Consider the following 23,421-nt stretch of genomic DNA (forward strand, 5'->3'; position numbering starts at 1 on the left):
CAACGGCGCAGCGCCGCCCACCCTGTTCCGGCGGCTTCCGTCGCCGATGATCAAGTGCCCAGGAATCCGAATGTCTGCGCCCGAACCGATCATGAACACCGCGTTGATCGCCCTCGAATCCGAACTCGCCTACCGCGGGCCGGAGCGTCGCGGCGCCGAGAACGCCGGCCTGGTACGGCTGATGGCCTGCGTGCTGGACGAGGTCGACTACGGCCTGATGCTGATCTCTGCCGATGGGCTGGTCGTGCATGCCAACCACGCCGCGCTGCGTGAAATGGGCTCGCACCACCCGCTCGAGCTGCGCAGCCGGCGCCTGCGCGCACGCGACCCGCAAGAGCAGCCGGCGCTGGCCGATGCACTCGAAGCGGCTCGCCGCCGCGGCGCACGCTGCCTGCTGAACCTGGGCGGCGCCGAGGCGCGCGTCGGCCTGTCGATCGTGCCGCTGCCGCTGGCGCTGTCGAACCACACGAGCGGCAATGCCGTGCTGCTGACCCTGCAGCGCGCCCAGCTCGTCGAAAAGCTCTCGGTCGGCGCGTTCGCCCGCGCGCGCGGGCTCTCGCAGCGCGAGGAAGAGGTGCTGACGGCCCTGTGCGAGGGCCTGCGCCCGACCCAGATCGCCGAGCGGATGGGCGTCGCGGTGGCCACCGTGCGCAGCCATGTGCACAACCTGAAAGAGAAGACGCACTGCCACAGCATGGTCGAGCTGGTCAAGCAGGTCGCGCTGCTGCCTCCGCTGGTGACCGCGCTGAAATCGCCCGGCCTGCAAAGCTGATCAAACCCGGGTGGCGTGCACCCGGATCGAGTCGTACTTGCGATCTGCCGGTGCCCAGGCGCTGCGCAACAGCAGACCCCAGCTTTGCCGGCCGAGTGCCGTGCTGCGGTCGTCGGGACACTGCAGTTCGTCATGGATCGCGTCGAGTGCGCGGATCCACGCCGGGTCGAACTGGCGGGTGAAGCCGGTGTAGTGCAAGCCGACCGGCTTGAAGCCCGTCGACGTCAGCATCGCCGTCAGCGAGCCACGCGTGAAGTAGTGCAGGTGGCGCGGCAGATCGGTCCAGGGCCAGCTCGGGCCGAACCGGCCGAAGCCCGGCGCGGCGCAGTTCGGCACCTCGACGACCGCAGTGCCACCGGGGCGCAGCAGGCCATGGACGCGTTGGAGCGCCATGGCCGGGTTGATCGTGTGCTCCAGCACGTGCGACATCAACGCATAGTCGAAGCCCGTGCCGGCCTCGGCCGGCGGGTCCTCGGCGGTGCCCTCGTGCACCGGGCCGAATTGCCTCGCGACCTGGCGTGCCGCCGGGTCCGGCTCGATGCCGACCACCTCGAACCCTGCCGCCTGCAGCTTGGCCATGTTGGGGCCGGCGCCGCAGCCGATGTCGATGATTCGGCCCGGCGCGCCAAGCTCCTGCGGTGCGAAATCCGCCCCGCGGTCAAAGCGCCACGCAAGGTGGGTGCGCAACCGGTCGAGCAGGCGGCGTGCCGCCGGCGCCGCGGCGTCGCCCGCTTCGGCGTGCGTGTAGTAGTCGACCCGGTAGAACGCCGCGACATCCTGTGGCGAAAGGCGCGCCGCGACCCTGCCGTAGCCGCACCGCGAACACCAGACCACACGGAAGGTCTGCGCCAGCTGCGGCCGGCGGTAGTCGCGCGCCTCGAACAACCGGTGCATCTCGCCTCGGCACAAGGGGCAGGCGCTGGCAGCTTCGGCGTCTGGCGTGGCGGTCATCGACACGTCTCTCAGAACACCCGGTCGCGCAGCACCTGCTGCAGGTACTGGCCATAGCCGCTCTTGGCCAGCGGCGCCGCCAGGCCGGCGAGTTGCTCGTCGCCGATCCAGCCCTGGCGCCAGCAGATCTCTTCCGGGCAGCAGACCTTCAGGCCTTGCCGCTTCTCCAGCGTCTGCACGAAGGCACCGGCTTCGAGCAGGCTGTCGTGCGTACCGGTGTCGAGCCAGGCGTCGCCGCGGCCGAAGATCTGCACGTCGAGTTCGCCGGCCTCGAGATAGCGCCGGTTCAGGTCGGTGATCTCGAGCTCGCCGCGGGCGCTCGGTGCAAGTGCCTTCGCGTGGCCCACGACCTGGTGGTCGTAGAAGTACAGGCCGGTCACCGCATAGCGGCTCTTGGGTTGCGCTGGTTTTTCCTCGAGACTGACCGCACGGCCGCCGGCATCGAACTCGACGACACCATAGCGCTCGGGGTCGGTCACCGGGTAGGCGAACACCGTGGCGCCGGACGGGCGCGCCGCCGCGGCCTGCAGCCGCCGGCCCAGGTCGTGGCCATAGAAGATGTTGTCGCCGAGCACCAGTGCGCTGGGGGCGCCGGCGAGGAACTCCTCGCCGATCAGGAAGGCCTGGGCCAGACCCTCCGGCTTGGGCTGCACCGCGTAGCGCAGCTTGATGCCCCAGCGCTCGCCGTCGCCCAGCAACTGCTCGAAGCGGGGGGTGTCCTGCGGCGTGCTGATAAGCAGGATGTCGCGGATGCCGGCCAGCAGCAGCGCCGACAGCGGGTAGTACACCATCGGCTTGTCGTAGACCGGGATCAGCTGCTTGCTGATCGAGAGCGTCACCGGGTGCAAACGGGTGCCGGCGCCGCCGGCGAGGATGATGCCTTTGCGGGCGGGCGTCATGGCATGAGTCACGGGGAATCTCCAATGATGGGGCGCGGCGCGGGGCCGGCCTGGGGGAATGGGTCACGGTACTGGCCGGCACGCGCCTGCGCCATCCACCACAGGAAGCGCGCGTTGCGCAGGTAGCGCAAGCCGTAGCGGCGCGGCTCGCTGAGCACGCGGTAGGCCCATTCGAGGCCGAGCCGGCGCATCCAGACCGGCGCACGCTTGACCTCGCCGGCCTCGTAGTCGATTGTCGCCCCGATGCCCATCAGCACCCGCACGCCGGGCAGCGCGGCGCGGTGGCGGGCCAGCCAGACCTCCTGCTTGGGTGCGCCCAGGCCGACCATCAGGGCGGTCGCGCCGCTGGCGCGCACCATGCCCAGCACCGACGCGATCTCGTCGGGGTCGTCGACGAAGTCCATCGATGGCCCGTGGGCGCCGACGACCAGTTCGCGCCCGGCCATCGCGTTGATCCGCTCCCGCGCCCGTTGGGCAACGCCGGGCCTGGCACCCAACAGGAAGATGCGCACCGCCGGGTCGGCCGCGTGGCGCCGGCAGTACGCGGGGAAAAGATCCGAGCCGGTGATCTTCTCGGCCACGCCGTGGCCCTGCCAGCGCAGCGCCCACCAGACGTAGTGGCTGTCGACAGTGATGAAGTCGGCCGTGCGGTAGGCCGCGGCAAAGGGCGCGCTCGTCTGCAGGTGGTAGAGGTGGTCGGGGTTGATGGTGAAGACCATTCCGCCGTCGGCGTCCAGCCGGTCGAGCAGCTGCGGCATCGTCAGGTCGTCGGCCCATACGTTCAGCAGCGGCACGCGGCGCCACGGCCGCCCGGCGATCGCAAAAACGCGGGGAGCCGTGACAGGTGCAGTCTGCGAGATCCGAGGCGGTACGTGGCTCATTGGGTCAGCAAGGGGTGGGCCGGAAAATTCTGACATGCGGCGAGCGCCAGCTCATTTGCGCTCGGTGCGCACCCAATCCTTCTGGCGCCGTGACCAGAAGCGCAGGTAGACCCCCAGCTTGGACAGCGCATACCAGGGCGCACGCAGCAGGTCCCACGGGCCCAGCACGCTGCGGCCCCAGCGCAGCCACGCGGCCAGCACCGCCGCTCCCAGCAGGGCGAGCAGGCCGCTCGCGGCCACCCAGGCGACCGCGCCGACGCCAGCCCAGGCCGCCGCGCCGGCCAGCCCCCACAGGGCGAAAGCCAGCAGCATCAACAACGCCAGCGGCGGCACCGCGAGGTCCAGCGCCAGGCCGAACAGCCGCCGATCGCGCCGGCCCAGCGCGTCGCGCAGCATCGGCACGGCGTGCTGGCTCAGCATGCCCAGATGGCCGTGCTCCCAACGCGTGCGCTGCGTCGCCGCGGCCGCCGCGGAGGAAGGGAAGTGGCTCTGGACGCCAGCCGCCTCGCAGAACCGCGGCGCATGGCCGGCGCGCGCCAGCGCGAGGCCGAGCTGCATGTCCTCGACGATGCTGCCGCTGGCCAGCGGCGCGTGCTCGACCTGCGCCCATGGAAAGGCCATGCCGCTGCCCGTCAGCTGGCAGGGCCAGCCGAGCCGGGTCGCGCCACGTGGGCGAACCCAGTTCTTCACCCGCCAGGCAAACTCCGCGACCCGGCCATTGACGCCGGTCGGCCCCGCATGGGTCATCAGGTACCTCGCCTGCACCGGCGCATCCCAGCGCACGCAGGCCGCCGCAAGTGCATCCAGCGCACCGGGCTGCAGCAGGCAATCGGCATCGACGATCACCAGCACCGGCGGCGGCGCGGCGCGCAGGTGCGCGACGCCGAAGGCCAGCGCGTAGCCCTTGCCGCGTTCGGTGTCGTGGCTGCGCTCGACCACCTCGGCGCCTTCGGCACGCGCCACGGCGGCCGTGTCGTCGCTGCAGTTGTCAGCCACCACCAGCAGCCGGTCGCCGGCGCGCAGCTGGGCTCGCATCGCTCCCAAGGGTGCCGCAAGGCCGGCCGCCTCGTCGTGCGCAGGCACCAGCACCGCCAGTGGCGGCCGCGGCACCGCGCCGAGCCCGCGTCGCGCGGGCAGGAAAGCGGCCGCGATCTCCAACACGAACACCACGACCGGCACCGCCAGCACCAGCGCAGCCAGGGTCAGCAGCAGCGAAGCAAGGCCCGCCAGCACCGCGATCACGTCACGCTCCCCGCCACGGCCTGCGCCTCGGACCACGCCGCCAGCAGCCGGGCCGCCTCGGTGTCGATCTGGTGGCGCGCCAGCACGCGTGCCCGGCCGGCCTGCCCCATGGCCGCCAACGCCTCGGGCGGCGCGGCCAGGCAGGCCCGCATCGCGCGCGCGGCGGCGGCCGGCGAGCCGGCCTCGAACAGCCAGCCCTCGACGCCATCGCGCACCAGCTCCGGAATGCCGGCGACATAGGTGCTGAGGACCGGCCGGCCGACGGCCAGCGCTTCCATGATGACCACTGGCAGCCCTTCGGCAAAACTCGGCAGCACCATCGCACGCGCCGCCACCAGCTCCCCGCGCACTTGCGCGCTCGAGATCCAGCCGGTGATGCGCACCTTGGCCTCCAGCCCGAGGCGCCGCACCGCGGCCTCGATGTCGGGCCGCATCTCGCCGTCGCCCGCCAGCACCAGCTCGAAATCGAGCCCCTCGGCGGCAAGCATGCCCGCCGCCTCGACCAGCAGCAGCTGGCCCTTCTGTTCGCACAGCCGGCCGACACAGACCAGGCGCGCCGCGCTGCTCGGAGCCACCGCCTCGTCGCCGAAGAACCCCGCCTCGAGGCCGCAGTGCACGACGCGCACCTTGGGCCAGTCGGCGAGCGCCGCCCAGCGCCAGAGCTGGCTGCGCCCATAGGCGCTGATCGCGACCACCACGTTGGCCCGGCGCATCTTCTCGGCCAGGCCCAGGAACTGCGGCTTGTCGAACTCCTCCGGCCCGTGCACCGTGAAGCTGAACGGGGGCCCACCGAGCGCGTGCGCCAGCATCGCCACCTCGGCGGCATTGGTGCCGAAGTGCGCGTGCAGCTGGCCGGCACCACCGGACCCGCGCAGCGCACGCACCAGCGCACAGGCTTCGGCCAGGTAGACCAGGTGATAGGGCCAGGGCCGGTCAGCGCGTCGTGACATGCGCAACGCCAGCGCCAGCGCGGCGCCGAACCGCTGCGGCGAAGCCAGCGCCTGCGTGAACGCGGCCCCCAGCAGCGACAGCAGCCCGTCGCGCAGCAGGTAGTGCGTGCGCCCGATCTCGGCCCGGTCTTCGGCGTCGACCACCTCGGCGTCCCAACCGCGCAGCGCGAAGCGCAGCACCGTCGCGCCCTGGCGCTCGAGCGCCGCGATCTCGCGCCGGATGAAGGTGTGGCTGACCTTCGGGTACTGGTTGACGAGGTACGCGACGCGCATCTTCAGCGCAGGTAGTGGCGCACCGAGGCGGCGATGCCGCGCTCGACGAGCGCCTCGCGCGTGCCGGCCGGGCGCCAGCCCAGCAGCTCGCAGCTGCGGCGGTTGTCGAAACGCGCGGCGAGCTGGCGGCAAGCCCAGTCGTGGTAGCTCGGCCGCTTGCGGTTCGGGTGACGGATGGCGTTCTTGACGGCCTCTTTCGCCACGTCGAGCAGGAAGAACTTCCATACCGGCGTCGGCGTCGCGCGCAGCCGCGTGCCCGTCAGGCGGGAGACCTCGTCGACGTACTCGCGTGCAGTCAGCAGCGGTGCGTCGGTCAGCAGGAAGGCCTGCCCCTCGAGGCCGGGCTTGTCCAGCCCGAGCACCAGCGCATCGGCCACGTCGTCGACCAGCACCAGCGGCAGCTTGTGCTGGCCGCTGCCCCAGTACTGCACCCGCGTGTCGCTGTGGAACATGCCGACACCCCAGTGGGCCGGGGGGCAGCCTTCGCCGATCACCACCGCCGGGCGGAAGATCACCAGCGGCAGGCCGCGGGTGACATGCAGCTCGCGCAGCAGCGCCTCGCAGGCGGCCTTGGATCGCGCATACAGGTTGCGCGACGCGATCGCCGGGTCGAGCGGCGTCTCGCCACTGATCACCGTCGAGGCTTTCTCGGCGTCGTAGGAGTCGATGGTGCCGGTGTAGATGAAGCGCTTCACGCCGGCAGCGAGCGCGGCCTCGGCCAGCACGCGGGTCGGCCGCAGGTCGTTGTCGACATAGTCCTGCCAGCGCTGGCCGACCGCCTTGGCCAGGTCGTAGACCACCTCGATGCCCTGCAGCGCTCGGCCCACGGCCGCCGGGTCGTCGAGCGCCCCTTCGGCCACCTCGACGGCCAGGCCCTCGAGCTCGTAGCGCGCCGAGGCGGCGCTGCGCGACAGCACACGCACGCCGTGGCCCGCCGCGAGCAGCGCACGCACCAGGCGCTTGCCGATGAAGCCGGTGCCGCCGACGACGAGCACCGTCGACGGCCGTTCGGGCGCCGGCGGCGCCGGCACCGGCCGCGGCGTGGCCAGCACGCCGGCGCTGGCCGCGATGCGCTCGCAGGTGCGGATCACTTCGGCGCCGAAGCGCCCGTCGAGCCGCGGATCGATCGAGCCGGCCGCCACGCCCTGGTAGAAGACCGCGACGCTGCGCGCGATGCTGTCCAGAAAGGGGTTGCCATGCGGCCCCTTCCTCAGCGTCGAGACGAACTGGCGGCGGAAATTGGCCCAGGCCTGGGCCCGCCACGCCGCGGCGCCTTCGCGGCCGCTGCGCAGGCCGTCGAACAGCGCACTGTTGCTGCGCGCTTCTTCGCCAAAGAGCAGGTCGTGCTCGAAATCCAGCGCCGCACTCGCCGCGTAGCCACGCAGGCGCAGGCTGCGGTCGGGCTGGCCGGGCTGGACCGACAGCTCCAGGCTGACACCCGTGTCGCCGCGCCGGCCGATCAGGCTCCAGTGGCGCCACACGCGCTGCGCGCCGGGCAGCTCGATCGGCAGCGAAGCGCGCGCTTCGAGCGCATCGAGCGGGCCGACGAGGTCGAGCAGGAAGGCCACCAGGTGCGGCCCGAGCTCGAACAGCAGGTTGGCCTCGGCACGCAGCATCCAGTTGTTGTAGGGGCCGAACTGGATCAGCCCGAGCGGGTACAGCCAGCGCAGCGACAGGTGGTCGAGCCGACCCAGCGTGCCGTCCTTCGCCTGCGCACGCAGCCGCTCGTAGCTCGGCAGGAAGAGGAAATTGTGGTTCACGCCGAGCTTCACGCCGCGCGCCGCGGCCAGCTCGGCCAGCGCCTCGCAGGCCGCCGCGTCCAGCCCCATCGGCTTCTCGACGAAGGCGTGCACGCCGGCTTCGAGGATGCGCCGCGTCAGGTCCACGTGCAGCTGCGGCGGCACCAGCACGTGCACCGCGTCGACGCCCGCAGCCAGCATCTCGTCGAGCGAGGTGAAGCTCCTCGCGATGCCGTGGCTCGCCGCAGCCGCTTCGGCGCGGGCGCGCGAGACGTCGCACACGGCCGCCAGCTCGACGCCGGGCAGCGCCCGCAGCGCTGCCGCGTGGGCCTGCAGGATGTAGCCGGCGCCGAGCAGGCCGACGCGGAATCGGGGTGGGGTCATGGTTCGGTCGTGTTCTTGCTTGTTACTTGTATTCGATGATCCGGTAGCGCCCGCGCGCCAGGTTCCATTGGAACTTCAACAGCCCCCAGGCGTTGGCCCATTTGGCCAGCAGGTTGAAGCGCGCATAGAGCCAGCTGTCGGCTGCGCTGTCGCCCCGGCCGCGGCGAAAGCGGAAGATGCGCCACGCGAGCAGCCCGTAGCCGCCCAGCAGCAGCAGGCTCGCGCCGCGCGTCGGGATGGCGGTGGCCAGCACGAGCAGCGGCACGCCAAGGCCCCAGAACCAGGTGCTGCGGCGTTCGCGCGCACAGTCGCGCACGGGGCCCTGGCCGTGCAGGTGGGCGCGCTGGCCGATCGCGTGGCCGGCGCGCACCGCACGCGTCCACCACTGGCCGAAGCGGCGGATGTCGGCATCGTGCTGCGCCATCGCCGCGTCGAGCTTGCGCACTTGGTGGCCGGCTGCGCCGACCCGCACGCCGAACTCGGAATCCTCGCCCGCGATGACCTCGGCATTGAAGCCGCCGAGCGCCTCGAAGACATCGACCCGCACCATCATGATGCCGCCCAGGGCGCCGTAGTTGGTGATCACGCCGGCCGGCGCGCGCCACTCCAGCGCGCACAGCCGGTTGTAGACCGTCGCGTCGGGGTGCCGCTCCTGCAGATGGCCGAGTACCACCGCGCAGCGCGGCTCGGCATCGAGCGCGGCCTCGGCCGCATCCAGCCAGCCCGGCAGCATCAGGCAGTCACCATCGAGGAACTGCACGTGGCGCAGCGCCGGGTGGCGCGCGCGCAGCAACGCCGCCCCCTCGTTGCGCGCGCGCGCGGCGGAAAACGGCCGCGCCGGATCCAGTGGCAGCACCGCGTCGCACAGCGGCCGCGCCCGCTCCAGGCTGCCGTCGGACGAGCCCGAATCGACATAGACCACCGGCCGCGGCTGCGCACGCAGCGCCTGCAGGCAGGCGACCAGTCGCGCGCCCTCGTTGCGACCGATGACGACGACGCCGGCGGCAGGCGCGCGCGCGGCTGCCGTCATCGATGCACCCCGACCAAGGCGCCCAGCTCCGCCGCCGAGCGCCGCTCGGGCCGCAGCAGCCGCGCGCTCGACACGCCCAGCCCGGCCAGCATGTAGCAAAGCTGCGGCACGACGACGATGCTGCTCGTCGTGACCAGCACGAACATCACCGCCAGCGTCGTCGCGATCAGGTAGTTCGCCAGCTGGCGGCTGTCGGCCGACACCTCGGGGTCGCGCCGCAGGCGCCAGAGCGAGCCCATCATCGAGCCGAAGATGCCGACGAAGCAGGCCAGCCCGATCACGCCGGTAGCCAGCGCGATGGCGACATAGGAGTTGACGATGTCGATGATGCCCTGCCCCTGGCGAAGTTCTTCCATGTAGTTCAGGTAGCCCGGCACCCCGAGCCACGGGCTGCCCGCGATCAGGCTCATCGAGATCTCGAGCAGGCGCTTGCGGTACTCGACGTTCTCGGCATCCACCTGGCCGATGAAGGGCAGCATGTCGACGACGAAGTGCAGCGCCGAGACCTGCGATGCCACCGCGACGAAGCCCACCGCGCCGATGCCGAACAGCAGCAGCCGCTTCAGCCCGCCTTCGCCCAGCACGATCAGCAGCACGAACAGCAGCACGGCGCCCAGCCACGAGCCGCGCGCCAGCGAGGCCGCCAGGCCGCCCAGCAGCGCCAGCGTGCCGAGCCAGGCCAGGCCGCGGTGGCGCACGTCGGTGCGAACGATGCCCCAGAAGCCCAATGCCAGCACCAGCACGAAGCCGAACATCAGCGAGTGGCCGGCCGAGGCCTTGGCGCGCAGGAAGCCGGCGCGTTCGAGAAACACCGTCAAGTCCCAATACAGGTTCCACCCCACTGGCACCGCGTCGTACAGCGGCCAGCGGCGCACCGATTCGAACATCGCCAGCACCGACAGCAGCATCGCGGTCAGCACGTAGGCGCGCAGCGCGCCGCGCAGCCCGTCGATGCTGCCGAAGGCGCGGCTGAACACCCAGTACGGCAGCAGCGTGTCGATGGCCAGCACGAAGGCCTGGCGGATCAGGTCGGTGCGCGACGCGTAGGGCAGCAGCACCGCCAGCTGCACCGCGAAATAGGCCAGCACGAACCAGTCGGTCACCATGCCGAGGGGCCCTGGCCGCCGCGGGCCCCGGGGCATCAGCACGACGGTGGGCAGCAGCAGGGCGAAGCTCAGCGCCCGCGAATGCGTCATCTCGAAGAAGTTGCCGATGCTGCCGAAGCCGGGGATGTAGCTGCCCACGTTGGGCACCGCGAGCAGCAGCAGTGCCCACAGCGTGGCCGCGCGCTCGGCCCGCTCGCCGCCGGGAAGAAGGAAGGCGAGCACGACGACCGGCATGGCGAGCGCATAGACCCAGATGCTGGGCGAGACGAACGCGATCACCGTGACCAGGATGAAGGCCCAGCGCAACCGGCGGATTTCGCCCTCGCGCGCCAGCCCGGGCCAGGCCAGGCCGGCGATCCAGAACAGCAGCAGCGCCGCCGCGAGGATGATCGGCAACGCCTTGAGGTGGGAAGACATGCGGGAAGAGGGGGCGCGGAGAGGCGGCCGCGCAAGCGTACCTTACCCACGCGACCGCTTCGTCGCAGCGGCCCGTGCGGTGGGCCGATCGAGGCCGCGAATGGCGACACAATAGGCCGCTTCGCGATGCCCTCCATGCCGCCGCCCCCCGCCGCCACCCCGCCGCTTTCGAGCACGCTACGCCAGCGGGCGGGCTCGGCGGCTCTGTGGATCGGCCTCGGGTTCGCGCTGACCCAAGCGATCCGGCTGGGCAGCAGCATCGTGCTGACCCGCCTGCTGGCGCCCGAGATGTACGGTCTGGTCGCGATCGGCACCGTCATCATCGCCGCGGTCGTGCTGATGTCCGATTTCGGCTTCTCGCAGAGCGTCATCCACAACCCGCGCGGCGACGACCCGGCCTTCCTCAACACCATCTGGTCGATGCAGCTGATGCGCGGCTTCGCGATTTGCCTGCTGATGAACCTGATCGCGTTCGGGCTGCTCGTGGCCCCCGGCTGGTGGCCTGGCCTGCTACGCGGCAGTTACGCCGATCCGCACCTGCCGGCCGTCATCGCGATCCTGTCGCTGGTTCCGGTCGCGACGGGGTTCGAATCGACCAACCTGGCCCGCGCACAGCGGGCGCTGGCGATGGGCCAGGTGGTGCGCAACGAGGTGATCGTCCAGCTCGGCGTCACGACGCTGATGATCGTGCTGTCGCTGCACTGGCCGTCGTACTGGGTGCTGCCGCTGGGCTGGGTCCTCATGGCGGGCGCGACCACGGCGCTGAGCCACGTCACGCTGCCCGGCCCGCGCAACCGGCTCGGCTGGGAGGCCTCGGCCGCCACCGCCGCCTGGCATTTCTCCAAGTGGATCCTGCTCGCGTCGGCGCTGCACTACCTGTTCAGAGAAGGCGACCGCATCCTGCTCGGCGGCATGCTCAGCCCCGCGGAGCTCGGCATCTATGCGATCGGGGTGCTGCTGGTCAACGCGACACGCGACGTGGTCTACCGCCTGGCCGGCTTCGTCGGCATGCCGGCGCTGGCCGAGGTGGCCCGCGAGCAGCCGGCGCGCCTGCGCGAGGCCTACCTGCGGTGTCGCTGGCCGATCGACGCCGTCTGCCTGTTCGGCGCCGGCTTCCTCTACGCGGCTGCCGGGCGGATCATCGGCCTCGTCTACGACGGCCGCTACAGCGGCGCCAGCCAGGCGCTGTCGATCCTTGGCCTGGGCCTGATCGCCCACCGCTACACGGTCACCGACCAATACCTCATCGCCACCGGCGAGACGAATCAGCTCTTCAAGCGCGCCCTGCTGCAGAACCTCATGCTGTACACGGCCGTGCCGGTCGGCTTCTCGCTCGGCGGCATGCGTGGCGCGCTGATCGGCGTGCTGCTGGCGCAGTTCGGGGCGGTGCCGTTCCTGCTCAAGGTCCAGCATGCCCGCGGGCTGATCGACTGGCGTTTCGAGTTGGGCGTGCTGGCCATCGTCCCGGTCGGCTGGGGCGCCGGCTGGCTCGTCAGCTAGCCTGCGTCGCCAGCTTCCTGTACAGGGCGATCCACTCGGCGATCACCTTGGGCCAGCGCCAGGCTTCGGCGGCAACGCGCCCGGCCTGCGACATGCGCTCGGCAAGGCCGGGGTCGGCAGCAAGCGCGTCCAGATGGCCGGCGATGCCGCGCACGATGGCGTCTTCGGTAGAGGGATCGACGAGGAAGCCGTTGACGCCATGCTGGATGAGCAGCTGCGGGCCGCCCCAATCCAGGCAGATCGGCGGCAGGCCCAGGGCCAGGGCTTCCTGCACCACGATGCCGTTGGCGTCTTCGAGGCTCGGCAGGACCATGCCGCGGTAGGCCTGGAACGAGGCGATGAGGTCCTCGTGGCGCTCGTACCAGTCGATGAAGCGCACCCGCTCGCCGAGCTGCAGCTCCTGCGCCAGGGCCCGGCAGCGATCGAGCTCGGGGCCGCGGCCGACGATGTCCAGCTCGATCTTCAGCCGGGTGTGCGCCAGGCTCCGCACGATCAACGCGGTGCCCTTGTGGAACACCAGCCGGCCGAAATGCACGAAGCGCGGGTTGACGCCGTGGTGCTCGATGCGCGGGCGGTCGAGCAGCGCCTCGGGGACGCCGCAATCCACGGTGTCGACCATACTGGCTGGGTCGTCACCGGCGGCCAGCAGCGAGCGGCGGGTTCGATCGCCGCCGGCCACCAGGATGAGCTCCGCGCCGCGGCGCCGGAACGGCTGCCAGCGGCGCAACCACTGGATCGGCATGTGCCATTGCCGCCGCAGCGAGGCGCTCAGCGTCTCGTGGCGTCGAAACGGCGCTGGGTAGTAGATGTTGCCGTTGACCGGCCCGAGGACGTTCGGGAACCGCCGCGACAGCCAGCGCGGCATCACCGGCGAGTTCGGCTCGACCTGGTGGATCAGGACCTTCGTGCCCTGGCGCGCATGGGCGTCGGCCAGGCGCTCGGCCAGGCGCACCGCCTTCCACGAGAACCAGGGCCCGAGCAGGAAACGCAGCACCACCGAGTGCCAGATCGCCAGCGCAAGCCAGGTGTCCTCGACGAGATGCACCCCGTCGAGCCGCAGGCGCCGCACTTCGGTCGCGTTGCGCTCGTGGGTGACCTGCAAGGTCTCGGGCAGCGGACGCCGCATCTCACGCAGGATCTGCAGGGCCTTCATCGCCTCGCCGCCCATCTGCTCGGATACGTTGGGGGCGATCAGGATGACGAGCAACGGCATCGTGGGCGTCGGCGTGGGCGTGGGCGTGGGCGTGTCGGTCATGGTAGCGGGGCAGGCGGGCTCAGATCCACAGCCACGGCGCGATCACGTTGGCGACCTGGCGCAGGATGATCCGCGGGTCCGTGCGGCTGCGGTAGCTGGCGTTGTTCCAGCCCCGGATGGCCCTGATGAGGGGAGTCGATCGAAAGCGGGGGCAGACCGTCGCGTCCCGAGTCGCCGCATCGATGATGGTGCGGAACAGGACCTCCTCGGTGGAATGGACGCCCGGCACGACATCGTTGCAGAGCTGTCGGTAGACGCCGCGGATCAGCCTGTCGTAGCCCTTGGCGGTGTACGACAGCATGAACAGCTCGCACAAGCGGTACGGGTAGTCGCGCTTGTGGCAGTACAGGTCGACGGGTGGGCGGCCCCGCACGAGCTGCTCGATGTTTTCCACGACATAGCGGCCTGTGCATTTCCAGACCACCGCGTCGCTGCGCTCGCGCAGGATGGCGGAATGCGCCATCGCATGATCGACCAGCTTGAACTCGCCATAGCCGCGGCCATGCGAGGCGGGGAAATCGAGCCCGTCGAAGGAAACGAATTCGACCCGATCCGCCACCCCGGCCTGCCGGACGTGGTCCTTCAGGGCCTGGACGTCGGAGTTGGAGTTCTCGGCGAAGACGATGGCGTCAAAGCAGCGGCCCAGCAACGGCGCGTAGAACCGAAGGGCCGTCAGGTAGTCGTCCAGCCGGGCCTTCGGGTCCACCCGGGCCAGCGAGGGCAGGCCGGGCATCGGCGTGATCGTGGCGGTGAGAAGCAGGATGTTCTTCTGTTCCATGGGTCCCTCCCCGGCCCCGATGCCATCAACGGGCGGAGCCGCTCAATGATCGATGCCGGCGCGACGGCCGAAGAAATTGAACCGCACGAAATCGCGCAGGAAGAAGGGGGTGTCGACGGCGGTCCCGCCGATGGCCTGCCGCGTGCGCTGCAGGGCCAGGCACATCAGCGCGACGACGTTGAATGCGGCCAGGCCCACTGCGCCATGGAATTTGCGCAGGTAGTGCCGGCGTGACGCGAACCAGTATTCGGGCATGCGCTGCTGCGGCAGCGTCATGCCGGTGGAGACGGCGTTCACGTGACACACCGTCGCGTCGACGACGAAATGGATCGAATATCCCGCCGCGCGCACGCGACGGCACAGGTCGATCTCTTCGAAGTAGAGGAAGAAGGTCTCGTCGAACATCCCGGCACGGTCAAGGGCCTCGCGCCGGACGACGAAGCTGGCCCCGCTGACCCAGTCGACCGGCCGTGACGTGGGCGGCGGCGGATCCATGTACAGCGTGTGCTCGCGCAGAAGCCGGGTGACGAAGCCCAGCCGCAGGTAGCTGTCGACCTCGCTCAGCAGCGACGGAAAGCGGAAGGTCGAGCACTGCAGCCGGCCGTCCGGGTAGCGCAGCAGGCCCCCGGCAATGCCCACGCGCGGGTTCGCGTCCATGAACTCGACCAGGCAACGCAAGGTGCCTGGGTCGGGCGTCGCATCGGGATTGAGGACGTGGTAGTAGGTGGGTGGGTCGGCCAGCTTCGATGCTTCCCGGAACGCCAGGTTGTTGCCGGCGCCGTAGCCGCCGTTGCGCGGCGATTCGAGCAGGCGCACTCGCTCACCATAGCTGCGCGCCGCCAGCCCGGCGCGCAGCACCGCCACGGAGTCGTCAGGCGAGCAGTTGTCGACGACCCAGGCCTGGCTTGCGCCCCCCACCTGGTCCAGTTGCGCGACGACCGCATCGAGCGTGCGCAAGGTGAGATCGGCGGTCTTGTAGTTGAGGATGACGACGAGCAACTTCATGGGGGGGAGGACAGCGGCACGGGGTGGGCCCTGGCGCGACCATTCTGGCCGATGCCGCATGCAAGAAAAAGGCCGCCGGCGCTTGAGCGCCGGCGGCCTTGAAGTTTTCAGCGTTTCAGGTCAGCGGGTGCAACCGGTCCACCAGCATTGCTTGGTGTCGCGGTACGGCAGCACCGCCTGCCACTTGACGTTGCCCTCTTGGTACTCGTTCTCCTTCAGGCCCCACATACCGTACTTGCTGGGCTTGTACACGTGGTTGTACAGGGCGTAGATCTGGCCGCCGGCGGCTTGCCAATCGTTCAGCGTACGGGTGTAGGCGGTGCCCATGCGCGGATCGCGGTTCGCTGCGGTGATCAGGTTCAGCCACTGTTGGTCGGTGTCGCCGCCGTACATGATCAGGTGCTGGCCACCTTCGTAGGAGAGCAGCGGCAGGCCGCGGGCCGAGGCGATGTTCTTGTTCGCCACCATCCAGGTCTTGACCTGCGCCACGGCGCCGTCGATGTAGGACTCACCGGTCTTGCCGTACAGCGGCGGGGTGACCTTGTTGCCATTGGCGTCCTGGCCCAGGATCTCCTGGAACAGCTTGCCCAGGCCACCGTCGGAGTCCGCGTACCAGGTCTTGACCGTGCTGCGCACCGACGCGTCACCGATGTAGGCACCGAAGTACGGGGCGATCGCCAGCCCATCCACCATCTTGTAGCAAGCCTGGCCGAGCTTGGACACCGCGTACGGGCAGTCGAGCTGCTGCGCGCTGATCCACGAGTTGGAGGCCTGGCCGTTGAACACGCACTTCACGCGGGCCGCGTCGGCACCGAACTCCTTCTTGACGATCTGGCACAGCTGGGCCGAGCGCATCGCATACCAGCTGGGTTGCAGCTCGTAGTCGCTGATGCCCTTGGCAATCTGGTCGGGCCAGGTGTTGCGGGCCTGTTCACGCATCCAGTGGGACGCGGGGAAGGCGTAGTTCCAGGGCTCGTTGCTGTACTCGAGGATCAGGTTCAGCTTCGGCGCCAGCGTGGCCTTGGCCTGGCGGGCAAAGTACTTCGCGTAGTCGTCGGTCGCCTTCATCGGCAGGTTGATCCAGGGATCGGCGCCGACTTCGTTGGCCAGCGAGATCAGCATGTTCATCGGCACGCCGTCCGGCCCGGTCCACAGGGCGTCATCGCGCCTCGGGCGGTCGGCCCAGTTGGCCAGCTGCGACGAGTTGACCTTGTTCCAGTCGAGGAAGCGCAGCGTGCGGAAGCCCTTCAGGTCGGCCACGAACTGCGGGTGCCAGATGCGGCCCGTCAGGTTCTCGAAGGTGATCAGGCTGCCCAGGTTCTTGGCCGAGCAGTCGGCCGAGGTCAGCGCGAACTGGTTCTTGTCCAGGCTGCACACGCCGCCCGGGGGCAGCACGCGGACGTTGCGGATGTGGTTGCTCGGGTCGGTCGCGGTGATCGACAGCAGCAGGCCGGAACTGTCGCTGTTCGTCACGCTGACGATGTCGCGGCCCGGCTTGGACTCTGCCCCCACCTTGGTGCCGGCCAGGCCGTATTCGATGGTGCCCGCGCCGTCATACAGCACGGTGTACTTGCCGGCCGGGTGCACGCGGCCGTCGTCCTGGAACATCAGCGCCGACACCTTGCGGTACTTGGCGCTGGTGTCGCCCGCCGCCGGCAGGCTGGTGGGGTAGCCGAACTCGTCGACGTTCATCTTCGACTGCTCGAGCGTGTCCCAGCTGCTCGCCCCGTTGGTGAAGTTGGTGCAGCCCGCATCCTTCGGGTAGCTGCACTGGGTCAGCCAGCCGCCGCCGCGCTTGAACTGGTTGATCGTCGGGAAGTCGGGCGACCAGTACTCGAACGAGCCCAGGTTGACGCCCGCACCGTGGTTCGACGGAACCCCGACCGCATGCGCCGGCAGCGAGATGGTGGCCGTCAGAGCGACCGCCGCAGCCGAGGCCAGCCAGGCGGGACGGGAGAAAAGCTTGAGTTTCATCGGATGAACCTTCTTCAACAGGGCCATGCAGGCATAGGGGCGGAGGGGCCGTATCGCTTCACCGAGACATCTGCATCAGCGATGCACAGTTGATCGGCCCCACACCCTGGGTCGAAAGCAAGCAAAGCCAAGCGTCTGCAACCAGTGGCAACTGGCCGGTCTTGCATGCTCTATTTCGCGAATCACGGGCTCAGGGCCCGGGGTAAGGCAAGCTCGCGGGCGGGCCGGATCCGGCCGCGGTCCATCTGGCTGCGCCGCATCAGCGCTCGCAGCCCGACCACCAGCAGGTCAGGCTGTCCCTCTGTGTGCGGACGGTTTGCCACTTCACGCCGGCATCGGAGAACTGCGTCTCCTTCAGCCCCCAGGCGCCCCACTTCGAAGGCACCGCCATGTGGTTGAACCACACGAAAAGTTGGCCGCCGGCCGCGCGCCAGTCGGCCAGGTGGCGCTCGTAGGCCCGGCCCATGCGCGGGTCGCGGTTGGCCGCGACGATCAGCGCCAGCCAGGCCGGGTCATCGAGGTCCGGCGGCAGCGTCAGGTGCTGGCCCCCTTCGTAGGCCCACAGCGGCAGGCCAAAGGCATCGGCCTGCGCCTTGGCCGCCCGCATCCACCCGCGGGCCTGGGCCAGTGCGCCGCCATCGGCGGCCTCGGGCCGGCCTTGCAGCGGCGGGCGCACCGGGGCGCCCCGCGCATCCTCGCCGAGCAATTCCTGGAACAGCCGGCCCAGGCCGCCGTCCGGGTCGCGCGGCCAGTCGGCGAGCGCCGCACGCAGGCGGGGCTCGGCCAGGTAGGCACCGAAATACGGCGCGATGGCCAGCGCATCGACCCGCTTGGCGCAGGGCGCGCCGAGCTCGGCCGCGGCCTGCGGGCAAGCGAGCAGCTGGCGAAGCAGGTCGGGGTTGGCCGCCTGGCCGTTCAGCACGCAGCGCACCGGCGCACCCGGGCCGCCCCATTCGGCCTTGACTGCCTGACAGATCTGGGCCGAGCGGCGGGCATACCAGCTGGCCGCCAGCGCGGCGGGCCCGCCCGCCTTGGCCGCCGCGCCGGGCCACTGGGCCGCGGCCTGCTGCTGCATCCAGCGCGCGACCGGAAACGCCTCGTTCCAGGGCTCGTTGGCGTATTCGACGATCGCCACCTGCCCGGGCGCCAGCTGCTCCTTCAACAGGCGGGCGAAACCTTTCACATAGTCGTCGCTGGCGCGCATCGGCAGGTTCAGCCATGGGTCGGCGCCGGCCGCCCGGCTCAGCGCGAGCATCGCCTCCAGCGGCACGCCGCCGTCGCCCGACCAGCTGGCTGCGTCGAGCTGCGGCCGGTCGCGCCACTGTGCCAGTGGGCTGCTGTTCGTCTTGCCCCAGTCCATGAAACGCAGCACCCGGAAGCCGCGCAGGTCCTGCAGGAAGCGGGGGTGCCAGTAGCGGTCGGCGGGGTATTTCTCGAACGGGACGAAGGCGCCGTCTGCCTTGGGATCGCAGTCGGCGGTGCTGGCCGCGTAGCGGTCCAGGTTGCGCTGGCAGCCGCCGCCGGGCGGATAGACGCGAATGTTTCGCAGGTGATCCTTCGGGTCGGTCGCGCGGATCGTGATCCGCCAGCCGCCGTCGATCTGGTTCGACACCTCCACCACGTCGCGCCCAGGGCGCGATTCGCGGTCGATCTTGCGGCCGATCAGGTCGTGCGCCAGCACGCCCTTGCCGTCGTAGGTGACCACATACTTTCCGGCCGGGTGCGCATGGCCGTTGCCGTTGAACAGCAGCACCGCGACGGCCCGGTATCGTGTCGCCGGGTCGTCGGCCGCCGGCAGCCGGCGCGGCCAGCCCTGCGGATCCAGGTCGAGCCGAGCTTCCTCCAGCGTGTCCCAGGCGCTGGCCTGGCCGGCGAAGTCGCGGCAGCGCGCGTCGCGGGAGGGCTCACATTGCGTGAGCCACCCGGAGCTGCGCTTGAACTGGTCGATCAGCGGAAAGTCGGGGCTGAAGTACTCCCAGCTCGCGAGGTTGAGCCCGACGCCGGCACGCGGCGCCGCAGCGGCCAGCGCCGACGACATGAGCGCGGCGCCCAGCACGCCGGCGGCCATCTGCCGCAGGCGACCACGTCGACCGTGGATGTCCTCCGCCAAGCCCTCCGCCAAGTGCATGCCCTCGTATCGTTCGTTGTGCGACGCTCCCCTGACCTAGGGGGCTGCGCGCCAGCGGCGGATGATGCATGCGAGGCGCCGCGGCAGGCGTCACAGGGGCCGCGCAATTGGTAAGTGAATGCTGCAGTCGGGCGCCGTCGTAACGGGCGGTATCAGGGCAATGCCGCCAGGCGCCGGCGCGCCGCCGGCGTCACGCTGGACAGCAGGTCCCGGATGAACTGGTCCTGCAGGGCGAAGGCGCCGTCGGTGTCGGTGCTGATCGACGACACACGCACCAGCATGCCGTCGACGATCTCGCCGCGCAGGCCGTGGCGGATCTCGGCCAGCCGCTTGTCCAGCGCATTCATCGTCAGCTCGTCGCCGATCACCGTCCAGTAGGTCACCGGTTCGTGCCGGATGGTCGAGAACACGGTCTCGAGGCGGCGCACCGGCAAGCGCCCGAAGGGCAGATCGAGCTGGTCCTCTCGCTTGCGCTCGAGTTGAAAGCCTTGTGCCGGGTAGCAGACTTCGGGGTAGTGCATCTGCAGGCTGACGTCCGACTGGTCGGCGCCATAGGCGATCGACAGCATGATGCGCTCGCCGGCACCGCGAACGTAGATCCGCTCCAGCGTCTCGGTGTAGAGCCGGCGCAGCAAGGCCTCGGTCTGCGGGTTGACGACGATGCCGCGCCCGACCGGATCCAGCTCCCAGCCGTTGAAGCGGGTCGGCACGGCCTCGGCGAGCGAGAACGCGCCCCGGCGGTCGGCCATGTGGCGGGTCGGGATCAGCGCCGCGCCGAGCAGCGAGGCGGCGCCCATCAACGCGGCCATCAGCGCCGCGCGGCGGGCCAGCGGCGGGGCGCCTGTCGTCATGCCGACGGCCGCAGCCAGCGCAGCAGCGAATCGCAGGCGACGATCAGCATCAATGCCGACAGGAACAGCACGATGCCGGCCAGGCCATGCAGGAAGCCCTGGCCCGCCGCGTCGCCGAGGTGGTAGGTGATCAGCGACAGCGCGATCACGCGGATCACGTTGGCCACGAAGGAAATCGGCACGATGGCCAGGGCCAGCAGCACGTTGCGCAACAGCGATGACGAGCGCACGACGTTCAGGTACAGCAGCCCCATCGCCTCGAGCGTGAACAGCGTGTACAGGCCGGCGCAGGCATCGGCCACGAGCAGCTGGTAGGGCCCGACCTGAAGGATCACGCCGCTGCGCGCGACCGGATAGCCCACGCTGTACAGCAGGTTGGCCGCCACCGTCGATACCGCCAGCTTCATCGGCTGGGTCACCGCCTCGACCAGTGCCGCGGGCAGTGGCACCAGGAAGAGCATGAAGAACAGCGGAAACCAGACGGCCTTGACGGCCTGCGGCCCGCGCAGCATGAGCAGCACCGCCATCAGCGCCGGGATGGCCGACAACGCCTGCGCGCTCAGGATGCGCTGCGAGCGACCGAAGACGTGCAACAGCAGCGCCACCGCGAGCCAGGCCCAGGCCCAACCCGGCCGCGTGGCATCCGGCTCGCCGGCCGCGCCGGCCAGCGCCTGGCGCTGGCGCCAGAACAGCCAGGCACACAACAGCAGCACGACCGGTCCATGGCCCTGTTCGTCGGTCGACCAGATGGTCTGCACAAGGTCGCGCAGCGTCGGCCCGTACAGCACGGCTAGACCAGCCAGGGCCAACGCCCACGGCAACCAGGGCGCCGAGCTTCGCGGCGCAGCGCTCGGGCTGGCGGCCATGGGCTGCAACAGGGGCTCCGCCTCAGTACTCGTTCATCACCACGCCGGCCAGGCGCGTCTGGGCGGCCTGCAACGAGGCGACCAGGTCCTGCAGCCGGGCCACCTTGCTGGTGTTGCGGCGCGCCACGACCAGCGCCGCGCCGCAGCGGGCGGCGATCACCACGCCATCGGTGCCGAAGACGGCCGCCGGCGAGTCGATCAGCACATGGTCGAACTTCGAGGTCAACTCGCGCAGCAGCAGGCCGAAGGCCGGGCCCTCGACCAGCTCGAGCGGGTTGGGCGGCTGGGTGCCGACCGGCATGACCCAGAGGTTGGGCACGTCCGGCACCGCCTTGACGACGTTCTTGCCGCCGCGGCCGGCCAGCAGGTTGGACAGGCCGCGCGAATTGTCGACGCCGAAGATCTGGTGCAGGCGGGCGCCGCGCATGTCGCCATCGACGACCAGCACCTTGCCGCCCAGCTGCGCCAGTGCGACCGCCAGGTTGGCGCAGAAATAGGTCTTGCCGTCACCACTGTCGGTGCTGACGACCGCCAGCGCGTGGCGCTGCGCCCCGTCGTCGGAATGGGTGCGCAGCAGGATCTGGCTGCGGATCGCGCGAAACGCCTCGGCTTGGTGGCCGAAGGGCTGGGTCAGCGCGACCAGCTCCGGGTTGGCCTTGCGCCGGTCCTCGTCGCCGTAGGCGTACTGGAACTGCTGCGACAACGCGTACAGCACGTCCTCGGCATTCGCCAGGCCGAGCGCGATCGCCGCTTCGCCGAAGCGCATCTTGTGCTCGCGCTGGTACTTGCTGATGCGCTCGACGTCCTCGGCGCTCAGGTTGCGCGCATCGCGGATCAACTCGCCGATCGCACGAACCTTGCTGTCAGTCTCGGCGAGCGGCGCATGGATCGAATCGGAGAAGTCGTGCTGGGTGGGGTCCCCGGTATCGCTCATCTAGTGTCCTGTCCCGCGATTACGTGCCATGGCGCACTAGCTTCCCTTGCCCGGCGCGGGCAGGCGGCGGCCCGAGATCATGCGGTCCTGGGCCTGGGCCAGTTGCACCCGCATGCGGCGCCCGATCGTCGGCGTCGGCATGATGCCGATCACAGGCAAGCCCAGCGCGGTGATGGCGTCACCCGGCACGCGGATGCGCTTGTCGAACTGCTCGAGCGAGAACGCCACACCGAGGCCGACAGCGATGCCGAAGAAGATGCCGATCATCAGGTTGGCCGCGACCTTCGGCGACGACGGCGCGCCCGGTGGTGTCGCCCGGGCCAGCATCGAGGCATTGCTCTGCCGGTTCTGGCTTTCCAGGTTGCTCTGGTTGTAGCGGTTGAGCAGCAGGTCGTACGAGCGCTGGGCATTCTCGACGTCGCGTGCCAGCACCGTACTCTGGTCGCGCACCTCTTTCATGCGCAGCACCTTGGCACGCTGCTCTTCCAGGCTGGCGCGCACCTGACCTTCACGCGCACGGTCGATGCGCGCGCTGACCGAGACGCCACCGGTCACGTTGCGTGTCTCGGCCGCGAGCCGCGCCCTCTGCTCGCTGAGCGTCGCGCGAGCCTCGACGACCTGCGGGTGCTTGTCGCCATAGCGCGCGCTGAGCTCCTGCACCCGCGCCTCGGCCCGGTTGACGTCGGTCTTCAGCGCCGCCACCAGCGGGTTGTTCAGCACCTCGGAAAGGTTGGCCGCGTTGGTCGCCACCTGCGCCTGGCGGCTCGACGATTCGCTCGACAGCGCCTGCAGCGACACCAGTTGCTGGCTCAGCATGTTCAGCCGGGCCATCTCGACGTCGTAGCGCTCGTCGGTGGCGATGATGCCCTGGGCCTGCTGGAACTTCGACAGCCGCAACTGCGCCGCCTCGAGCGCCGCCCGCGCCTCGTCGACCTGCTTGCCGAAGAAGCCGCTGTACTCGCGCGCCGGATCGACGCGCAACTCGACCGCCGTTTCGAGGTAGGCCTGCACGAAGGCATTGGCGATCGTGGCCACGAACTGCGGCTCGGTGCCCCGGTAAGCGACGTTGACCACGTTGCTGCCGGCCCGCGCGACCTGCACGTCGACGTTCCTCAGCATGAACTCGACCAGCCAGTCCTCGATCGTGCCGTCGCCCTTGCTGATCTTCTCCCACAGCTTGCGGATCTCGGGCACCTCGGTGAGCTTGAGGTTGCGCACCACGCGCAGCGCGACGCGGTCGCTGCGGATCACCTCGACCTGGGTGTTCATCATCGCCGGCGACGCGGCGCCGCCGTACAGCATCGAGCTGACCGGGTCGGGCTTGATGTCGATCACCAGCGTGGCGGTGGCCGTGTACATCTTCGGCGCCAGCACCGTGTAGGCCACGGCGGCGCCCAGCACCAGCGCGAAGGCCAGCACCGCCGGCAGCCAGCGGGCGCGCAGCACGGCGATCACGTTGCCCAGGTTCATGGCTCAGGTGTCCGGT

19 protein-coding genes are annotated in these 23,421 nt (G+C 70.2%); 2 read left to right on the forward strand and 17 right to left on the reverse strand.

Going from position 1 to position 23,421, the window contains the following annotated elements; translation table 11 throughout:
• Window positions 1-70: 70 nt before the first annotated feature.
• Window positions 71-772 carry a helix-turn-helix transcriptional regulator gene (locus VJ693_RS17080; protein WP_324156055.1) on the forward strand — a complete coding sequence of 234 codons (702 nt, stop codon included), beginning with the start codon at window positions 71-73 and terminating at the stop codon, window positions 770-772.
• On the opposite strand, the gene VJ693_RS17085 is transcribed toward VJ693_RS17080, so the two are convergent.
• The 8 genes from VJ693_RS17085 to VJ693_RS17120 all read right to left on the reverse strand — a co-directional run bounded on the left by VJ693_RS17085 (window position 773) and on the right by VJ693_RS17120 (window position 10,644).
• On the reverse strand, window positions 773-1,723 hold the full coding sequence (locus VJ693_RS17085) for a class I SAM-dependent methyltransferase (protein ID WP_324156057.1): 951 nt from the start codon (window positions 1,721-1,723) through the stop codon (window positions 773-775).
• Window positions 1,724-1,734: 11 nt separating this feature from the next.
• A complete protein-coding gene (gene rfbA / locus VJ693_RS17090; protein ID WP_324156194.1) occupies window positions 1,735-2,622 on the reverse strand; it encodes a glucose-1-phosphate thymidylyltransferase RfbA in 888 nt (295 codons plus the stop codon).
• An 8-nt stretch (window positions 2,623-2,630) separates the two neighbouring features.
• Complete coding sequence (locus VJ693_RS17095; protein WP_324156058.1) at window positions 2,631-3,416, reverse strand: WecB/TagA/CpsF family glycosyltransferase; 786 nt, start codon at window positions 3,414-3,416, stop codon at window positions 2,631-2,633.
• Between the two features lie 138 nt (window positions 3,417-3,554).
• A complete protein-coding gene (locus tag VJ693_RS17100; protein WP_324156060.1) occupies window positions 3,555-4,745 on the reverse strand; it encodes a glycosyltransferase family 2 protein in 1,191 nt (396 codons plus the stop codon).
• Entirely contained in the window at window positions 4,742-5,968 is a 1,227-nt protein-coding gene (locus VJ693_RS17105; protein WP_324156062.1) for a glycosyltransferase, read from the reverse strand. Before VJ693_RS17105 ends, VJ693_RS17100 begins: the two co-directional genes overlap by 4 nt.
• Window positions 5,969-5,970: 2 nt before the next feature.
• On the reverse strand, window positions 5,971-8,091 hold the full coding sequence (locus tag VJ693_RS17110) for an NAD-dependent epimerase/dehydratase family protein (RefSeq protein WP_324156063.1): 2,121 nt from the start codon (window positions 8,089-8,091) through the stop codon (window positions 5,971-5,973).
• Between the two features lie 22 nt (window positions 8,092-8,113).
• The gene (locus tag VJ693_RS17115; RefSeq protein ID WP_324156065.1) at window positions 8,114-9,121 is read right to left on the reverse strand and encodes a glycosyltransferase family A protein; all 1,008 of its coding nucleotides are present in this window, start codon (window positions 9,119-9,121) and stop codon (window positions 8,114-8,116) included.
• A complete protein-coding gene (locus tag VJ693_RS17120) occupies window positions 9,118-10,644 on the reverse strand; it encodes an O-antigen ligase family protein (protein WP_324156066.1) in 1,527 nt (508 codons plus the stop codon). Before VJ693_RS17120 ends, VJ693_RS17115 begins: the two co-directional genes overlap by 4 nt.
• Before the next feature lie 135 nt (window positions 10,645-10,779).
• On the opposite strand from VJ693_RS17120, the gene VJ693_RS17125 reads away from it, so the two are divergent.
• The gene (locus VJ693_RS17125; RefSeq protein ID WP_324156068.1) at window positions 10,780-12,144 is read left to right on the forward strand and encodes an oligosaccharide flippase family protein; all 1,365 of its coding nucleotides are present in this window, start codon (window positions 10,780-10,782) and stop codon (window positions 12,142-12,144) included.
• Here the strand turns inward: VJ693_RS17125 and VJ693_RS17130 are convergent.
• From VJ693_RS17130 to epsF, 9 genes are all read right to left on the reverse strand, one after another.
• Window positions 12,137-13,399, reverse strand: a complete 1,263-nt coding sequence (locus tag VJ693_RS17130) for a glycosyltransferase family 4 protein (RefSeq protein WP_324156069.1) — start codon at window positions 13,397-13,399, stop codon at window positions 12,137-12,139. The two genes, VJ693_RS17125 and VJ693_RS17130, sit on opposite strands and share 8 nt — an antisense overlap.
• A 19-nt stretch (window positions 13,400-13,418) precedes the next feature.
• Window positions 13,419-14,177 (reverse strand): hypothetical protein, encoded by a 759-nt coding sequence (locus VJ693_RS17135; RefSeq protein ID WP_324156071.1) that lies wholly within the window; start codon window positions 14,175-14,177, stop codon window positions 13,419-13,421.
• Window positions 14,178-14,219: 42 nt separating this feature from the next.
• On the reverse strand, window positions 14,220-15,182 hold the full coding sequence (locus VJ693_RS17140) for a glycosyltransferase family 2 protein (protein WP_324156073.1): 963 nt from the start codon (window positions 15,180-15,182) through the stop codon (window positions 14,220-14,222).
• Between the two features lie 120 nt (window positions 15,183-15,302).
• Window positions 15,303-17,156: a hypothetical protein gene (locus VJ693_RS17145; protein WP_324156074.1), complete on the reverse strand. Its 1,854-nt coding sequence runs from the start codon at window positions 17,154-17,156 to the stop codon at window positions 15,303-15,305.
• A 259-nt stretch (window positions 17,157-17,415) separates the two neighbouring features.
• A complete protein-coding gene (locus tag VJ693_RS17150) occupies window positions 17,416-19,284 on the reverse strand; it encodes a hypothetical protein (RefSeq protein ID WP_324156076.1) in 1,869 nt (622 codons plus the stop codon).
• Between the two features lie 152 nt (window positions 19,285-19,436).
• A complete protein-coding gene (gene epsI / locus VJ693_RS17155) occupies window positions 19,437-20,135 on the reverse strand; it encodes an exosortase-associated protein EpsI, B-type (RefSeq protein ID WP_324156077.1) in 699 nt (232 codons plus the stop codon).
• Window positions 20,132-21,001 (reverse strand): exosortase B, encoded by an 870-nt coding sequence (gene xrtB, locus VJ693_RS17160; protein ID WP_324156196.1) that lies wholly within the window; start codon window positions 20,999-21,001, stop codon window positions 20,132-20,134. The genes epsI and xrtB overlap by 4 nt, the downstream gene beginning before the upstream one ends.
• Before the next feature lie 22 nt (window positions 21,002-21,023).
• Window positions 21,024-21,935, reverse strand: a complete 912-nt coding sequence (locus VJ693_RS17165) for a CpsD/CapB family tyrosine-protein kinase (RefSeq protein ID WP_324156079.1) — start codon at window positions 21,933-21,935, stop codon at window positions 21,024-21,026.
• A gap of 36 nt (window positions 21,936-21,971) precedes the next feature.
• Window positions 21,972-23,405 (reverse strand): chain length determinant protein EpsF, encoded by a 1,434-nt coding sequence (gene epsF, locus VJ693_RS17170; protein WP_324156080.1) that lies wholly within the window; start codon window positions 23,403-23,405, stop codon window positions 21,972-21,974.
• Window positions 23,406-23,421: the final 16 nt, after the last annotated feature.

Source organism: Ideonella sp. (assembly GCF_035254525.1).
GTDB lineage: Bacteria > Pseudomonadota > Gammaproteobacteria > Burkholderiales > Burkholderiaceae_C > Ideonella.

Excerpts from the sequence above, each read along its gene's own strand:
- VJ693_RS17080 (WP_324156055.1), top strand. The coding sequence starts at position 71 with ATGTCTGCGCCCGAACCGATCATGAACACCGCGTTGATCGCCCTCGAA.
- VJ693_RS17085 (WP_324156057.1), bottom strand. The coding sequence starts at position 1,723 with ATGACCGCCACGCCAGACGCCGAAGCTGCCAGCGCCTGCCCCTTGTGC.
- rfbA (WP_324156194.1), bottom strand. The coding sequence starts at position 2,622 with ATGACGCCCGCCCGCAAAGGCATCATCCTCGCCGGCGGCGCCGGCACC.
- VJ693_RS17105 (WP_324156062.1), bottom strand. The coding sequence starts at position 5,968 with ATGCGCGTCGCGTACCTCGTCAACCAGTACCCGAAGGTCAGCCACACC.
- VJ693_RS17110 (WP_324156063.1), bottom strand. The coding sequence starts at position 8,091 with ATGACCCCACCCCGATTCCGCGTCGGCCTGCTCGGCGCCGGCTACATC.
- VJ693_RS17115 (WP_324156065.1), bottom strand. The coding sequence starts at position 9,121 with ATGACGGCAGCCGCGCGCGCGCCTGCCGCCGGCGTCGTCGTCATCGGT.
- VJ693_RS17120 (WP_324156066.1), bottom strand. The coding sequence starts at position 10,644 with ATGTCTTCCCACCTCAAGGCGTTGCCGATCATCCTCGCGGCGGCGCTG.
- VJ693_RS17125 (WP_324156068.1), top strand. The coding sequence starts at position 10,780 with ATGCCGCCGCCCCCCGCCGCCACCCCGCCGCTTTCGAGCACGCTACGC.
- VJ693_RS17130 (WP_324156069.1), bottom strand. The coding sequence starts at position 13,399 with ATGACCGACACGCCCACGCCCACGCCCACGCCGACGCCCACGATGCCG.
- VJ693_RS17135 (WP_324156071.1), bottom strand. The coding sequence starts at position 14,177 with ATGGAACAGAAGAACATCCTGCTTCTCACCGCCACGATCACGCCGATG.
- VJ693_RS17140 (WP_324156073.1), bottom strand. The coding sequence starts at position 15,182 with ATGAAGTTGCTCGTCGTCATCCTCAACTACAAGACCGCCGATCTCACC.
- VJ693_RS17145 (WP_324156074.1), bottom strand. The coding sequence starts at position 17,156 with ATGAAACTCAAGCTTTTCTCCCGTCCCGCCTGGCTGGCCTCGGCTGCG.
- VJ693_RS17150 (WP_324156076.1), bottom strand. The coding sequence starts at position 19,284 with ATGCACTTGGCGGAGGGCTTGGCGGAGGACATCCACGGTCGACGTGGT.
- epsI (WP_324156077.1), bottom strand. The coding sequence starts at position 20,135 with ATGACGACAGGCGCCCCGCCGCTGGCCCGCCGCGCGGCGCTGATGGCC.
- xrtB (WP_324156196.1), bottom strand. The coding sequence starts at position 21,001 with ATGGCCGCCAGCCCGAGCGCTGCGCCGCGAAGCTCGGCGCCCTGGTTG.
- VJ693_RS17165 (WP_324156079.1), bottom strand. The coding sequence starts at position 21,935 with ATGAGCGATACCGGGGACCCCACCCAGCACGACTTCTCCGATTCGATC.
- epsF (WP_324156080.1), bottom strand. The coding sequence starts at position 23,405 with ATGAACCTGGGCAACGTGATCGCCGTGCTGCGCGCCCGCTGGCTGCCG.